The organism is Sphaerisporangium sp. NPDC051011, from assembly GCF_040653595.1.
GTDB lineage: Bacteria > Actinomycetota > Actinomycetes > Streptosporangiales > Streptosporangiaceae > Sphaerisporangium.
Map to the genome: position 1 here is coordinate 271,929 of NZ_JBFAGG010000010.1, position 14,858 is coordinate 286,786.

A 14,858-nucleotide genomic window follows, 5' to 3' on the forward strand; every position below is an offset into this window, starting at 1 on the left:
CATCTGGCACTCCGGCCACCGGCCGCGGGTGTCGTCGTCACGCCCGGGAGGGCAACCATCGTGAGTGAGATCATCAAGCGGCTGCAGGAGCGCCGCGCCAACATCTGGGAGCAGGCCAAGGCCCTGCTGGATGCGGCCGAGGCCGAAAAGCGCGACCTGTCGGCCGAGGAAGAGGCCAGCTACCAGGCCCTGAACGCGGACCTCGACAAGATCGACGCCCGCGCGCAGGAGTTCCGCGACGCCGAGCAGCGCGCCAAGGACGCCGACGAAGCGTTCGCCGAGCTGCTCGGCAAGCCCGCCACCGGGCAGAAGGGCACCGAGGACCGGTCCGCCGAGCTGCGCAAGTGGCTGACCGGCGAGTCCGGCAAGCGGGCGTTCGAGATCCACCCGGACGCGAACACCCCGCAGGAGTTCCGCCTGCTCAAGAGCGGCACGGGCGGCAACACCGTCCCGATCAGCTTCTACCACCGGCTCGTCGAGCACATGATCGAGGTGTCGGGCGTCCTGATGACGAACCCGACGCTGCTGCGCACCACCAGCGGCGAGCAGATCCAGGTCCCGAAGACGACCGCGCACGTCGTGCCCTCCGGCGCGCCGAACGCGCCGATCGCCGAGGGCGCCCAGATCACGGCCGTCGACCCGACGCTCGGCCAGGTGCCGCTGGACGCCTACAAGTACCCGGTGCTGCTCAAGGTCTCCAACGAGCTGCTCACCGACACGGCCGTGGACCTCGAGGGCTACATCGCCCGCTCGGCCGGCCGCGCGATCGGCAACTGGTTCGGCACGCACCTGGTGACCGGGTCGGGCTCGGGCCAGCCGAACGGCGTCGCCACCGCCGCGACCGTCGGCGTCACCGCCGCTGCTGGCACTGCTGGTGCGATCACCGCTGACGGCCTGATCGACCTGTTCTATTCGGTCATCGCGCCATACAGGAACAGCCCTTCGTGCGGCTGGCTGATGCGGGACACCACCGTCGCCAGCGTGCGCAAGCTCAAAGACACGACCAACCAGTACATCTGGCAGCCGGGCCTGGCGGGCACTCCCGACACGATCCTCGGCAAGACGCTGTACACCGATCCGAACGTGGCCGCTCCGGCGGCGCTCGCCCGGTCGGTCCTCTTCGGCGACTTCTCGGCGTACTTCGTGCGCCAGGTCGCGGGCATCCGGTTCGAGCGCTCCGACGACTTCCTGTTCGACACGGACATGGTCGCCTACCGGGCGATCGTCCGCGCGGACGGCGACCTGGTGGACACCACGGGCGCCATCAAGTGCTGGGTCGGCGCGGGCACCTGATCCACCCTCGGGCGGGGCTGGCTGCTGCCCCGCCCGAGCGGCCACCAACGACCACCACGACACCAGGAGGACGCGATGCGCGTGCGCATGAAGGCGAAGATCAGCGGCACCCGCGACGGCAAGGACTGGCCCGACCCCGAAGGGGAGATCGACCTCCCCGAGGACGAGGCCGCCCAGCTCTGCAACATCGGCATGGCCGTCCCCGTGGACGAGGAGCCGGCCGCCCCGGTGGACGAGGAGCCGGACGAGGAGCCAGCCGCGCCCGAACCGGCTGCCGCTCCGCAGCCGGACAAGCCTCGCCGCGCGAGGAGCCGCCCCCCGCAGGCTGAGTGACCGTGGCCAACGAATACCTCGACCTGGACACGTTCAAGCTGGCTCTCAGCATCACCGACATGGACCGTGACCTGCTGCTGCACAAGGCCAGGGCCGCGGCGAGCCGGGCGATCGACAAGCGCACCGGCCGCCGGTTCTGGCTCGACGACGCGGCCAGCACGCGCACCTACAACCCTGGCGGCCGGGTGGTGTGCGACGAGTCCGGCGCGCGGTTGCTGGTCGACGACATCGGCGACGCCGCCGGCCTGATCGTGGAGACCGGGTTCGGCGGCTCGTGGACCGCGGTGACGGGCTATGAGACGGGCCCCGACAACGCGCTGGCGCGGGGCCGCGCGATCACCGCATTGGTGCTGCCGTCCGGCACATGGGGATTCGGCACGACCCGGGTACGGGTGACCGCCCGCTGGGGGTGGCCTGCGGTGCCCGATGACATCGCCCAGGCCGCGCTGATCCAGGCGGCGCGGCTGTACCGGCGCAAGGACTCCCCCGAAGGGGTGGCCGGTTCTGCCGAGTGGGGTCTGATCCGGTTGCCGCCCCTGGACCCGGACGTGCGGCTGCTGGTGGCCCCCTACGAGCTGCCGGGGTTCGGCTGATGAACCCGAGCGAGATCAAGACCGCACTGGCCGACGCCGTCCGGGAGGCGATCCCCGCGCTGAGTTGCTTCGGCTACGTCCCCGACTCCGTGCCCGAACCGTGCTTCTACGCCGGCGAGGTGGAGATCGACTTCGATCAGACGTTCGGCCGTGGCATGGACGAGCTGCTGATCACCTGCCGTCTGCTGGTGTCGCGGGCCGATGACCGGGCGGGCCAGGCCGCCCTGGACTCCTACCTGTCCGGGTCCGGGCCGGACTCCGTCAAGGCCGCCCTGGTGGCCGCTCGCGGTGCTCCTGGCCAGCCGGCGCTCGGCGGGCTGTGCGATGACCTGCACCTGCAACGCGTGCAGGGCTACCGGCTCTACCAGGTCGGCGACCGCCAGTACTACGGCGCCGAGCTGATCGTCCGCGTGATCGGAAGTGGGTGAAGCCTCATGGGCAAGCAGGTGCTCACCGGCGTGCGGCTGTTCGCCGTCGGCGTCGATCTGACCGGCCAGTCCAACAAGGTCGAACTGTCCAGCGAGGTGGAGGAGAAGGACACCACCAACTACGCCTCGGCCGGATGGAAAGAGATCATCGGCGGGCTCGCCTCCAGCGAGATCACCGGCGAAGGGCAGTGGGAGGCCGGCGACCCCTCCAAGGTCGATGACGCGTCCTGGTCGCAGCTGGGCGGGATCGGCCCCTGGACCGTCGGCCCGCTCGGCGCCAGCGTCGGGGATCTGGCGTACTTCACCAACGCGTTGCGCGCGGACTACAAGCTCGGTGATGCCGTGGGCGAGGTCGCCCCCTGGTCGGGGACGGCCACGGGGTCGTGGCCGGTGGTGCGTGGTCAGATCGCCCATCCGCCCGGGACGGCACGCACGTCCACCGGCACGGGCACGGGCCTCAACCTGGGGGCGGTGGCGGCCGGCAGGCGGCTGCACGCCGCGCTGCACGTGCTGAGCGCGGCGGGCACCACGCCGAGCATCACCGCCCGGGTGGAGACCGACACCAGCGCGGCGTTCGCGGCGCCCACCACGCGGCTGACGTTCGCCGTGGCGAACGCGCCGGGCGGGCAGATCCTGCGCACCGCGGGCACGGCCATCACCGACACCTGGGCCCGCCTCGCCTGGACGATCTCCGGCACCACGCCGTCGTTCCTGTTCGCCGCCGCACTCGCCATCGCCTGAACGGAGAAGCTCATGACCAAGATGATCCTGCTGGCCTCCTATCTGTCCCTGAACGCCAACCTGTTGCACTCCAACACCAACAAGATCGAGCTGTCGGTGGAGGTGGAGGAGAAGGACGTCACGACCTTCGGCAGCCTGGGCTACAAGGAGGTCCTGGGCGGTCTGAAGTCCGCCGGGCTCGCGATCGAGTTCAAGCAGGACTACGCCGCGGCCGCGCTGGACTCGATCATGTGGCCGTTGCTGGGCACCGTGGTCGCGTTCGAGGTCCGCGCCGACCAGGGCGCGGTGGGGGCGTCCAACCCCAAGTACAGCGGGAGCGTGCTGATCAAGGAATGGAAGCCGCTGTCGGGCAGCGTCGGTGACGACGCGTCGGTGTCGGTGTCGTTCCCGACCTCCGGTGCGGTGACCCGGGCCACCTCCTGATGATCGAGATGGGCGTCGACGCCGAGGCGCTGAAGGCCCTTGGCCGGGCGCTGAAGGCCGAGGCCGACGGCAAGCAGCTGCGCAGGGACCTGATCAAGCAGTTGAAGGCGCCGCTGGCCCCGGCGGTCGCCGAGATCCGGGCCGGGCTGATGTCTATCGGATCCGGCGGCCTGCCCTCCGACGGCGAGCCGCTGCGGTCGGCGGTGGCCAAGCGCATCAGGGCCGAGGCCAAGCTGTCGGGGTTCGCCGCCGGGGTGCGGGTCCGGGCCCGCAAGACGCCGGCGGTGCGCAACTTCGCCAACGCCGCCAAGCGGCTCAACTCCCCGAAGGGGTGGCGGCGCCGGGTGTACGGCACTGACCGGTGGGTGGTCCAGCACGGCAAGCCGCACTACTTCGACGACCCGCTCGCCCACCGCCGCGCCGAGTTCCGCGCGGCGGTGCTGCGCGCCATGGAAGATCTGGCCGCGCGGATCGCGGCCAACGCCAAGAGAGGCTGACCGGTGTTTGTGACCTACCGCCCCGAGGACGGGGACACGCAGCGCTGGACGTTCGACCCCAAGCGGGTCCGCGCGTCCAAGGCCGAGATGATCGAGCGCCGGTTCGGCGGGAACTGGGAGGCCTGGCTCGCCGCGGTCCAGGCCGGCAACATGAAGGCGCGCCGGGTGCTGCTGTGGCACCTGCTCACCCTGACCCATCACCTGCGCTACGAGGACGTGCCGGACTTCTTCGCCGAGGAGCTCCTGGTCGAGCACTCGGTGGCCGAGGTGACCGAGCTCCGCGACCGTGTGGCCAAGGTCTCGCTGAGCGACGAGCAGCGCGAGCAGATGATGACCGGGCTCGACATCGCGCTGAGCGACGCCATCGCCCGCGAGGAGGCCGCCGGGCTGGAGCCGGAGGGAAAAGCCCCCTTGAGGAGCGACGCGAGCGGTACGCCCTCATCATCTCCGAGGTCCTGAACATCCGGCCGTGGGAACAGCGTGAGCTGCTCACGGCCGAGGAGCTCATCCGGGCCTGCGACTACATCGACGAGCTGAATCGTCAGGCCGAAGAGGCTACCGCCAAGGCGAGGAGGTGACCCATGTCGGACACCTCGCTGGTGTTCAACATCCTGGCCCGCGACAAGGCCTCAGCGACCTTCGACAAGCTCAAGGGGCACGCCGCGGTGGCCGGGGCGGCGATCGGCGCCGCCCTGGCCGCCGGGGTCGGGCAGGCCCTGGAGAAGTCCAAGTCGGATGCGCTGCTGGCCGCGCAGCTCGGCGCCGGGCCGCAGATGGCCGCCACCCTCGGCCAGGCGTCCGGTGATCTGTACGCGCGCGGCGTGGTCGACTCGATCGAGACCGGCAACGCGGCGATCCGGGCGGCGATCCAGAACGGCCTGGTGCCCGGGGACGCGTCCGCCCAGGCGATCAACGCCGTCGCCTCCAAGATCACCAACCTGGGGACGGTGATGGAGGAGGACGCCGGCCGGGTGTCGGCCTCGGTCTCGCAGATGCTGCGCACCGGCGTCGCCCGCAGCGCCGAGGAGGCGTTCGACCTGCTGCACGCCGCCACGCAGAAGGGCCTGAACAAGAACCAGGACCTGCTGGACACCCTGGACGAGTACCCGACCATCCTCAAGACCATCGGTCTTGATGGGCAGACGGCGCTGGGCCTGGTGGCTCAGGGGCTGGCGGCGGGTGCGCCCAATGCCGACAAGGTGACCGACGCGCTGAAGGAGTTCTCGCTGCGGGCGGTCGACGGCAGCAAGGGCACCGCGGCGGCGTTCGAGACGCTCGGCCTCAGCGCTTCCAAGGTCGCCCCGGCCATCGCCGCGGGCGGCCCACAGGCCGCCCAGGCGCTGGATGCGGTGCTGGGGAAGCTGCGCGACATGCAGGGCACGGTGCAGGGCGCCCAAGCCGTGCAAACGTTGTTCGGTGGGCCTGGGGAGGATCTCGGCGCGGCGCTGTTCGCGCTGAACGTCGGCAAGGCATCGGACGCGCTCGGGCAGGTGTCCGGCGCGGCCGAACGCGCTGGCGACACCCTGGAGCAGTCGGCCGGCGCGAAAGCCGAGGCGTTCAAACGCCAGCTCGAGATGGGCCTGAACAACGTGCTGGCGGGGCTTGCTGGGTGGCTGGAGCGTAACTCCGGCTTGGTGGAGACTCTGGGCGTCGTGCTCGGCCCGGTCGCGGTGATCATCGGCGGGATCGTGCTGGTCACCAAGGTGTGGACGGCCGTGCAGACCGCCCTGAACATCGCGATGATGGCCAACCCCATCGGGCTGATCATCTTGGTGATCGTCGCCTTGGTCGCGATCTTCGTCCTGGCCTGGAACAAGAGCGAGACCTTCCGCCGGATCGTGACCGGCGCGTTTACCGCCATCTGGGAGGGTGCCAAGGCGGTCGGCCGCTGGTTCACCGACACCCTGTGGCCATGGATCCGCGGCGTGTGGGACAAGATCGGCGACGGCGCCGGGCGGCTGTGGTCGACCGTCACCGGCTGGTGGGACAAACTGATCGGCTTCCTGACCGGCATGCCGGGCCGGATCTCCAAGGCCGCGCGCGGCATGTGGGACGGCGTCATCGGCGCCTTCAAGTCCGCGATCAACTGGGTCATCAAGAAGTGGAACGACTTCTCGCTCACCATCGGCGGCGGGTCCATCCTCGGCATCGACATCCCCGAGATCACGCTGAACACCCCCAACATCCCCTATCTGGCATCCGGAGGCGTGATCCAGCGCTCCGGCATGGCCGTGGTGGGCGAGCGCGGCCCCGAGCTGGTGAGCCTGTCCCGAGGCGCCCAGGTGACCCCGCTGAGCCGCGGCGGTGGCGGCCCGATGGTCCTGGAGATCGTCTCCGGCGGCAGCCGGATGGACGACCTGCTGGTCGAGCTTCTGCGGACGGCGGTCCGGGTCCGGGGCGGCAACGTGCAGACGGTGCTGGGCGGGAGGCGATAACCGATGGCCTTCCCCTCCACACCCCTGGCCCTGACGGCGGAATTGCAGCTGTCGGGCGTGTGGACCGACATCACCGGCTACCTGTACGACCGTGACCCGGTCAACGTGACCCGTGGCCGCGCGGATGAGGCCTCGCAGCTCGAGCAGACCGGCGTCCGGCTGACCCTGAACAACCGCGGGGGCCGGTTCAGCCCGCGCAACCCGACCGGGCCCTACTACGGTGCCTTGGGACGGAACGTGCCGCTGCGCTTATCGGTCAACCAGGGCGCCACCTACCTGGACCTGCCCGGGGGCGATTCGGACCGGGTCACCGCGCCGGACTCGGCGGGCACGTCCATCACCGGGGACATCGACATCCGCGCCGAGTTCACCCTGGCCCACTGGCGCAGAGCGCAGTGGCTGTGCGGGAAATGGGACTACGCGGCCGATCAGCGGTCGTGGGCCTTCTACATGACCCGCGCCGGAGCGCTGGGCCTGTCGTGGTCGACGAATGGGTTCAACGAGCTGGCCGTCACCTCCACCGCGGTGGTGCCCGCGCCCGCCGGCAGGCGGCAGGCGGTCCGGGCCACGCTGGACGTCGACAACGGCGCGTCCGGCCGTACCGTGACCTTCTACGTCGCGCCGGCGATCGCCGGGCCGTGGACCCAGCTCGGCGCCCCGGTGACCGCCGCAGGCACCACCAGCGTCAACGACAGCACGGCCGTTACCACCGTCGGCGGCTGGGCACTCGTCACCGGGACCTCGCTCGTCGCCCCCACCGGTCGCTGCCACGCCGTCCAGCTGCTCAACGGGATCGGCGGCACCGCGGCGGCGAACCCCGACTTCACCGCCCAGACGCCCGGCGCGACCTCGCTGGCGGACGGGGCGGGCAACACCTGGACGGTGCAGGGCGCCGCCACCCTCACCAACCGGCGGCCCCGGGCCGCGGTCGAACTGGCGAAACTCCCGCAGAAGTGGGACACCTCCGGCCACGACGTCTACACCCCCGTGGAGGCCGCCGGGGTGCTGCGCCGCCTGTCCCAGGGCGCCCAAGCGCTGAGGTCGGTCATGTACCGGGCGGTGACGCTGGACACCAGTACGGTGGCGTACTGGCCGATGGAGGACCCCGCCGGCAGCACGACGTTCGTCTCCGGCCTGCCGGGGGGCTCTCCGCTGGCGATCACCGCGGACGCGCCGCCGGAGTTCGCCGCGTTCTCCGGGTTCGTGGCCAGCGCGCCCCTGCCCACCCTGTCGTCGTCGACGTCGGCCACCGCGCCGGTGCCGCCCTACAACGCGGTGGGTGGGACGACCCAACTGCGGTTCCTGCTCGCGGTACCGGCCGCTGGGACGACCGACGGCAAGGAGCTGGTCAGCTGGTGGGCGAGTGGCACGGCACGCCGGTGGGCGCTCATCTACGACGCCGCCGGCGCGCTGGTGCTGCGCGCCTTCAACAACGCCGGTACCCCGGTGCTCACGTTCGCCCCGGCCGTAACCACCAACGGGCGGCTGCTGTACATCTCGATCGAGCTGGTGCAGGCCGGTTCGGACGTGTTCGCCACGCTGGGCCGTCTGCAGGCGGGGCAGACCACGGCGGCCACCGGCACGGCGCTGCTCACCGGCCACACCGCCGGCCTCATCGAGCGGGTCATCGTGGCGAAAGATCAGTTCTTGGCCGGGGTGTGCATCGGGCACCTGTCGGTCCACAACGCGATCACCCCGCTGGACGGTCTCGCCTCACCGCTTGCCGCCTACCTCGGGGAGAGGGCCGGGCGGAGGATCGAACGGCTGTGCGCCGAGGAAGGAGTCACCTTCCAGGCGACCGGCGACCTCGACACCTCGGCCCCGATGGGCGCCCAGGCCCAGGACACGCTGCCCAACCTGGTCTACGAGGCAGCGGAGACCGACCTCGGGGTGCTGTTCGAGCCGCGCGAGGTGGTGGGCCTGGGCTACCGGACCCGAAACACCCTGTACAACCAGCCGCCCGCCCTGGCGCTCGACTACGGTGACCTGGCCGACGCGTTCGACCCGGTCGACGACGACCAGCAAGTCAAGAACGACGTCACCGTGCAGCGCCGCGGCGGGGCCACCTCGCGCGCCACCCTCGACACCGGGCCGATGTCCACCCGATCCCCGCGCGACGGCGGGATCGGCCGGTACGCCGGATCACCGGTCACGATCAACCCGGCGTCCGACACCGCGCTGCCCGATCAGGCGTCGTGGAGGCTGCACCTGGGCACCGTCAACGAGTCCCGCATGCCCCGATTGGTGTTGGATCTGGCCACCCGGGCGTTCGCGACCTCCAGCCCGCAGACCACCCGCGCCCTGGAGCTGGCCGAGGGCGACCGGATCACCATCGCCAACCCTCCCGCGTGGCTGCCCCCCGAGCAGATCACGCAGATGGTGCAGGGCTACGCCGAGTCGATGCGCCAGTACGACCACGCGATCAGCCTCAACTGCGCGCCCGAAAGCCCCTGGCAGGTCGCCACCTACAACAGCGACCGGTACTCCAGCGACGGCTCCAACCTCGCCGCGGCGCTGACCGCCACCGACGCGCTCGTCCCGGTGGCCACGCCGTCGGGGCCGCGCTGGTACACCGGGGCCCGATCCAAACTGCGGTGCACCGGCGCCGCCGGGGCGCGAGCCTCCACCCCCGACGCCGCGGCGTGGCGCATCACCGGCGACCTGGACATCCGCGTCCGGCTCGCCATGGACAACTGGGCGCCCGGCGCGTCGCAGTACTTCGTCGGGAAGATCGGCCCCGGCGGGCAGGCGTCCTACGGGTTCCGCATGGGCGCGGGAAACTCGCTGAGCTTGCGCTGGTCGACCGACGGGACCACCGTCAACAACGTCGGCAGCACCCTCACCACCGGTTTCGCCGCCGGAACCGTCCACTGGGTCAGGGCCACGCTGGACGTCGACAACGGATCATCCCAGACCGAGATCAAGTTCTACACCGGCCTGGACGGGATCACCTGGACGCAGCTCGGCGCGACCGCCACCCTCGCCGGCGTCACCACCCTGTTCCCCGGCACCGTGGCCCCCGAGGTGGGAGGCATGGGCGGAGGCGGCGGCGAACTCCTGGTCGGCGACGTCTACTACGCCGAGGTGCGCAGCGGCATCAACGGGACCGTCGTCGCGGCGCCGTTGTTCGCTGGGCAGGCCGCCGCGGCCACCGCCTTCACCGACGCCCAGGGCAGGGCGTGGACGATCAACTCCCCGGCCGCCATCCAAGCCGTCGACGCCGAGTTCCCGTGGGACATCACGATCGGCGGGGAACGGATGACGGTCGCCATGGTCGAAGGCACGCAGCCGCAGACGTTCGGGGTGACCCGCAGCGTGAACGGCGTCGTGAAGAGCCACAACCCCGGCGCCGGCGTCGAGCTGTTCAAACCCGCCATCTACGCACTGTAGGAGCGCCGCGATGCCGCAAGCAGGCCAGATCATCCGGGCGTCGGATTTCACGACCTATGCCAAGGCCTCGCCGGCCACGACCCAGGCCGTCGTCAACTCCACCGCTGAGACCGTGGTCGGCACCCTCACGATCCCGGCGAACGAGGCCACGCCCGGTTCGATCTACCGGATGACCGTGTTCGGCGTCGCCAGCGTCACCGCGGGGCCGCTCTACACGCTCACCGGACGGGTCGGCGGGGTCGCCGGGACCCTCCTCGGCACCCTCGCCACCACGGCATCCCCCGGCGCGGCCAACAAGGCATGGACCGCCGAGCTCGACCTGGTCTGCCTGACCACCGGCGTGAGCGGCACGTGGGCCGCACGGTTCCGCGTGACCGACACCCTCGCCTCAGCAACGTCCGTCGGCTCCGTCCGTGAGCAAAACCCCACCTCGACCATCACCGTGAACAGCACGGTCGATCAGGACATGGTGGTCACCTGGACCTGGGGTACCGCGTCCCCGTCCAACTCGGCGACCAGGTTCGGCGTCATCGCCGGCCGGTTCGCCTAACCCCTGATCGTGCCGCCCGGGTACCCCACGCCCCGGGCGGCACCCCCTATTTCCCGACCTGACGACTGGAGTAGGCGTGACCACGACCGAGGACCGTGAGGTGCTCGACCGGCTGGTGCGGATCGAGACCAAGCTGGACATGGCGATCAACCGTGGTGACGACCACGAGACGCGGCTCCGAAAGTTGGAGCGGCTCGTGTGGATCGCGGCTGGTGCCGCGGCTACGGGCGGCGGAGTGGTCGGAGCGATCGTCCGGCAAGCAGTAGGAGGCTGACCATGGCCCGTATGCCCGGCGCCGACTGGCGCCCGATCGGCACGAACTTCACCGACGGCGGGATGGGCACCATCCTCGGCGTCACCTTGCACATCATGGCCGGCACCCTCGCCGGGACCCGGGCGTGGTTCAACAACCCCCGCGCCGAGGCGTCCAGCCACTTCGGCACCGGCAAGGCCGGCGCGCTCGACCAGTACGTCGACACCGCCGACAGGGCCTGGGCCCAGGCTCGCGGCAACCCGAACTGGATCTCGATCGAGAACGAAGGCCGGGGCGGCGACGCACTGACCGATGCTCAGCTCGACCGCTGCGCGCAGGTCCTGGCCTGGGCCCACAAGGTGCACGGCGTGCCGCTGCAGGTGGCCACCAGTCCGACCGGCCGGGGCCTGGGGCATCACGCCATGGGCGGAGCCGCGTGGGGCGGGCACAGTGCCTGCCCGGGCCCGCGGATCATCGCGCAGAAGCCCGAGATCGTGCGCCGCGTGAAGCTCATCGTGGCCGGGACGGCCGACCCGGGCATCACGCCGGCACCTACCTGGACGGAGGCACTCGTGAACCAGCTCCCGCTCGTCAAGCCCGGCGCCAAGGGGCCGTTCTCCAAGCGCGTGTTCTTCCTGATCATCGCGTGCGGCTACGGGGACGGCCTGGACCCCGAGGTGATGGACCCGACCGTGTACGCGCCGCGCGTCGTCGACGCGGTCAAGCGCCTCCAGGCCGACCGGAAGCTCGACCAGGACGGCATCGTCGGCCCGAAGACCTGGCCCGAACTACTGGGCCTGTAAGCCATCGTCACCCCCCGGAGCTAACCCCGCTCACGCTCAGGGAGTCTCATGCACCACCAGATCGTCCAGGGCGACGCCCTGGCCGTCCTGCCCACCATCCCGTCCGAGTCCGTCGATCTCGTCCTGGCCGACCCGCCCTACAACTCCGGCGGCCGCACAAGCAGCGAACGGCGTAACCCGTCGACGCGGGGCAAGTACGTGAGCACCGACGCCGGCCACCAGCTCGCCGGCTTCGCTGGCGACAACCGCGACCAGCGCAGCTTCACCACCTGGCTCACGCTGATCCTGATCGAGTGCCTGCGCGTCAGCAGGCCCGGCGCGTCCGCGCTGGTGTTCACCGACTGGCGCCAGCTCCCGGCCACCTCCGACGCCCTGCAGGCGGCCGGGTGGACCTGGCGCGGCGTCATCCCGTGGCGCAAGCCCATCGCCCGCCCCCAGCGGGATGGCTTCAAACGCGAATGCGAATACGTCCTGTGGGGCAGCAACGGCCAGCCGTTCCGCCACGCCGAGCCGGTCTACCTGCCCGGCCTGGTCGAAGGGTCACAGCCGCGCGGCGCCGAGCGCCACCACATCACTCAGAAGCCCGTCGACGTCCTTCGCCAGCTCATCCGCGTGTGCCCGCCCGAGGGCACCGTGCTGGACCCCTTCGCCGGCGCCGGATCCGCCGGCGTCGCCGCGCGCCTGGAGGCCCGGCGCTACATCGGCATCGAGATCACCGCGCACTACGCCGAAGTGGCCCGCGGCCGACTGGCCGACACCTGCCCATAGATCGTCCCGCCGTCGGCGGGCCTGTCCCCTTGAGGAGGGGCACATGAAGAAGTGGATCTCCATCCCGTTCTGGAGCGACACCCTCGAGCGGGCCGTGCGCACCGCGGCTCAGGCCGCGCTCGGCGTGGTCGGTGCCGGCGCCATCGGCGTGCTCGACGTGGCGTGGCCGCTCGTCGGTTCAGTGGCCGGTCTCGCGGCCGTCGTGTCGCTGCTGACCTCGTTCGCGGGCGGTGCCGTGGGCGACCCGGGCACGGCTGGGTTCGTCACGACCCGCACCCCGGTACGCCGATAAGCACACCGATCGAGAAACGCCCCTCGCTCGCCTCTTCGGAGGCGGGCGAGGGGCGTTCTTCGCGTTGTGCGGCCGGGGAACACGGAGTATGTCACCCACCAGGAGCGTGCGCGTCGCCCCGCGATGACGCGCCCGCCCCCGAGATCACTCGCACCGACGTCGAGACACGCACCCGCGCGCCGTCCCGCACGACCTCGACACTCAGCCCACCCGCACGGGCCTCCACGGGCAGGCCGAGCGCCTCGGCCCATTGCCGGACGGCGGCTGCCTGCCGGGCAGGGTCCTTGCTGACCGGGACCGCCAGCACGCTGCCGCTGCGCTCCAGGTACCACGTCAACCGCGGTATCCCGGGGTGGGTGGCCTCCAGTCTGGCCATGTCGACGGCCGCGCGCAGATGCGGATACTTGCGTACGTGTTTCCATATGGTGGCCGTGCTCACGTGCAGACGCAGAGCAGCCTGAGGGATCGTCAGCCCGGAGGCAACCAGCGGCGGTAGCTGGGGGTGCCAGCTGGTGTCGGGGTAGGGCGCCATCACCGGGCCTGCCCGAGCAAGATCCGTTCCCACAGGTCGGCGACCTCCGCGTGTCGCATCCGCGCGGTCTGCACGTTCGCCTCGCCGACACGCCTGCGCTCGATGTAGCCACGGCCGCCGGCCGACACGAGGTAGTACACCTCGCTTCGGCACCGGCAGGTCCAGCGCAGCACGCGCCGCCGGTCCTCCGCCGCCGTGGCCGGCTCCCACCGGACGAGCTCGGCGTCGCGGTTCGGGCGCGGGACGTGGTAGCCGTGGTCGGCGTGGCCCTCGGTCGCGGTGAGCGTCACGGCTGTTCCTCCCGGCTCGCCAGGTCGGCGACGGCGATGGCGCAGTCCTCGCACGCCATGTGGTCGGTCGGCGTCCAAATGATGGGCACGCCGCGGATCGCCGCGACGGTGGCCTGAGCGGCGCACGCGGCGGCGGCCGGCACGTGCGGGACGGCGGTCTTCCAGGGCACGGCGTGCTGGATCCCGGACGCGCCGACGAATGCGACGGCGTAGATCGGGCCGCGGGCGATCGGCTCGATCGGGCCCCGCGGCTCGGACCACAGGTCATCGACCAGGGACAGCTTGGGGAAGTATCCGCCCACCGAGATGCTCGCGTTGGGCCCGAGGCCGTACGGGTCGGTGGGCTTGCGCGGGTCGGTCATGCCGCCCTCACCGAGGGCCGAAACCAGCGCGTCATCGCCTCCGCCTCGACGTCGCGCATCACCTCGTGCAACTCGCCGACGCTGTGGGCATACACCATGACCGGCTCCTCCGACCACAGCGCGATGGCGTAGAAGCGGCGGCTCCACGGGCCGTACATCACATGCCACCCAGACTCGACGTGGTCGAGCTCGGCGGCCGCGGCTCGCTGCCCGAGGTCCCACCGGCGCGGCGTGGCCGGCTTGCTGTCGGGCGTGGCGTCGGGCACCGTGCCGTCGCGGTGCCGCCCCAGGGCCCGGCTCACGCGGCCGCTCCTCGCCGGTACGGGGTGCGCCGGTCGCTCCAGGGTGGCGTGTCCGGTGCGCGGCCCCGGCCCGACGCCGCGGCGGCCGCGACGGGCCGCTCGTGCAGAGCCGCGATGCGCTGCGCGGCGACGGCCGGGTGAACGCGCGCCGGGCGGGACGGCCACACCGGGAACGACCCGCCCAGGCCGAGTCGACGGCGCGCGTCCAGGCGGGCGCGCATCTGCGCGGTGGTGGGGTGTTCCCACTGGTGGTGCCGCCGGTGGGGCAGCGTGCTCGCGTCGTGGTCGTACGGCGGGTGACCGCACCACCGGCACCCGAGGGGCCGGGGCGGTGCGTCGGCGCGGTGACGTACGCGGATTAACCGGGGCATTGGCCGGTTGGGGACAGCCCTAGGATTGGGCATCAGGATTGCACCTCCGATGTGCGGTCTAGGGTCCGTCCGTGCGTCGCTAGCGCCGGGCGGGCCCGTTTCTTGTTGTGGTGGAAGGTGGCGACGGCGCGGGAGGTCTGGTTTCACCGCGCCGCCGCCACCGGCTCAGGGGCCCGGGTCCTGAGTGGACCGCCCGGGCGGA

20 protein-coding genes are annotated in these 14,858 nt (G+C 71.4%); 15 read left to right on the forward strand and 5 right to left on the reverse strand.

The features are described from left to right. Positions 1-60 precede the first annotated feature (60 nt). The 15 genes from AB0H21_RS24385 (at position 61) to AB0H21_RS24455 (ending at position 12,799) form a co-directional block, all read left to right on the forward strand. Entirely contained in the window at positions 61-1,293 is a 1,233-nt protein-coding gene (locus tag AB0H21_RS24385; protein WP_358520443.1) for a phage major capsid protein, read from the forward strand. A gap of 75 nt (positions 1,294-1,368) precedes the next feature. Next, positions 1,369-1,626 carry a hypothetical protein gene (locus AB0H21_RS24390; RefSeq protein ID WP_358520446.1) on the forward strand — a complete coding sequence of 86 codons (258 nt, stop codon included), beginning with the start codon at positions 1,369-1,371 and terminating at the stop codon, positions 1,624-1,626. Between the two features lie 2 nt (positions 1,627-1,628). After that, positions 1,629-2,219, forward strand: coding sequence for a hypothetical protein (locus AB0H21_RS24395; protein WP_358520448.1), 591 nt, complete (start codon positions 1,629-1,631; stop codon positions 2,217-2,219). Further along, positions 2,219-2,647, forward strand: coding sequence for a hypothetical protein (locus AB0H21_RS24400; RefSeq protein ID WP_358520451.1), 429 nt, complete (start codon positions 2,219-2,221; stop codon positions 2,645-2,647). Before AB0H21_RS24395 ends, AB0H21_RS24400 begins: the two co-directional genes overlap by 1 nt. A 6-nt stretch (positions 2,648-2,653) precedes the next feature. After that, complete coding sequence (locus AB0H21_RS24405; RefSeq protein WP_358520454.1) at positions 2,654-3,388, forward strand: hypothetical protein; 735 nt, start codon at positions 2,654-2,656, stop codon at positions 3,386-3,388. A 12-nt stretch (positions 3,389-3,400) separates the two neighbouring features. After that, complete coding sequence (locus tag AB0H21_RS24410) at positions 3,401-3,811, forward strand: hypothetical protein (protein WP_358520456.1); 411 nt, start codon at positions 3,401-3,403, stop codon at positions 3,809-3,811. After that, a complete protein-coding gene (locus tag AB0H21_RS24415) occupies positions 3,811-4,308 on the forward strand; it encodes a hypothetical protein (protein ID WP_358520459.1) in 498 nt (165 codons plus the stop codon). The genes AB0H21_RS24410 and AB0H21_RS24415 overlap by 1 nt, the downstream gene beginning before the upstream one ends. Before the next feature lie 3 nt (positions 4,309-4,311). Beyond that, entirely contained in the window at positions 4,312-4,767 is a 456-nt protein-coding gene (locus tag AB0H21_RS24420; RefSeq protein ID WP_358520461.1) for a hypothetical protein, read from the forward strand. Between the two features lie 122 nt (positions 4,768-4,889). Continuing rightward, positions 4,890-6,743, forward strand: coding sequence for a phage tail tape measure protein (locus AB0H21_RS24425; protein ID WP_358520464.1), 1,854 nt, complete (start codon positions 4,890-4,892; stop codon positions 6,741-6,743). Positions 6,744-6,746: 3 nt separating this feature from the next. Further along, a complete protein-coding gene (locus AB0H21_RS24430; protein WP_358520467.1) occupies positions 6,747-10,133 on the forward strand; it encodes a hypothetical protein in 3,387 nt (1,128 codons plus the stop codon). A gap of 10 nt (positions 10,134-10,143) precedes the next feature. Next, a complete protein-coding gene (locus AB0H21_RS24435; RefSeq protein WP_358520469.1) occupies positions 10,144-10,683 on the forward strand; it encodes a hypothetical protein in 540 nt (179 codons plus the stop codon). 76 nt (positions 10,684-10,759) lie between these two features. Then, a complete protein-coding gene (locus tag AB0H21_RS24440) occupies positions 10,760-10,957 on the forward strand; it encodes a hypothetical protein (protein WP_358520472.1) in 198 nt (65 codons plus the stop codon). A 2-nt stretch (positions 10,958-10,959) separates the two neighbouring features. Then, positions 10,960-11,739, forward strand: coding sequence for an N-acetylmuramoyl-L-alanine amidase (locus AB0H21_RS24445; RefSeq protein WP_358520475.1), 780 nt, complete (start codon positions 10,960-10,962; stop codon positions 11,737-11,739). A 48-nt stretch (positions 11,740-11,787) separates the two neighbouring features. Then, positions 11,788-12,507 carry a DNA methyltransferase gene (locus AB0H21_RS24450; RefSeq protein ID WP_358520478.1) on the forward strand — a complete coding sequence of 240 codons (720 nt, stop codon included), beginning with the start codon at positions 11,788-11,790 and terminating at the stop codon, positions 12,505-12,507. 43 nt (positions 12,508-12,550) lie between these two features. Further along, positions 12,551-12,799 (forward strand): holin, encoded by a 249-nt coding sequence (locus AB0H21_RS24455; RefSeq protein ID WP_358520481.1) that lies wholly within the window; start codon positions 12,551-12,553, stop codon positions 12,797-12,799. Between the two features lie 91 nt (positions 12,800-12,890). Here the strand turns inward: AB0H21_RS24455 and AB0H21_RS24460 are convergent, their stop codons facing one another. The 5 genes from AB0H21_RS24460 to AB0H21_RS24480 are packed head-to-tail and all read right to left on the reverse strand — an operon-like array spanning position 12,891 to position 14,656. Continuing rightward, a complete protein-coding gene (locus tag AB0H21_RS24460; protein ID WP_358520484.1) occupies positions 12,891-13,331 on the reverse strand; it encodes a hypothetical protein in 441 nt (146 codons plus the stop codon). Then, positions 13,331-13,621 carry a hypothetical protein gene (locus tag AB0H21_RS24465; RefSeq protein WP_358520486.1) on the reverse strand — a complete coding sequence of 97 codons (291 nt, stop codon included), beginning with the start codon at positions 13,619-13,621 and terminating at the stop codon, positions 13,331-13,333. The genes AB0H21_RS24460 and AB0H21_RS24465 overlap by 1 nt, the downstream gene beginning before the upstream one ends. After that, positions 13,618-13,983, reverse strand: a complete 366-nt coding sequence (locus tag AB0H21_RS24470; protein ID WP_358520487.1) for a hypothetical protein — start codon at positions 13,981-13,983, stop codon at positions 13,618-13,620. Before AB0H21_RS24470 ends, AB0H21_RS24465 begins: the two co-directional genes overlap by 4 nt. Then, positions 13,980-14,285, reverse strand: coding sequence for a hypothetical protein (locus AB0H21_RS24475; protein WP_358520490.1), 306 nt, complete (start codon positions 14,283-14,285; stop codon positions 13,980-13,982). The genes AB0H21_RS24470 and AB0H21_RS24475 overlap by 4 nt, the downstream gene beginning before the upstream one ends. After that, positions 14,282-14,656 (reverse strand): hypothetical protein, encoded by a 375-nt coding sequence (locus AB0H21_RS24480; protein WP_358520492.1) that lies wholly within the window; start codon positions 14,654-14,656, stop codon positions 14,282-14,284. Before AB0H21_RS24480 ends, AB0H21_RS24475 begins: the two co-directional genes overlap by 4 nt. Positions 14,657-14,858 lie beyond the last annotated feature (202 nt).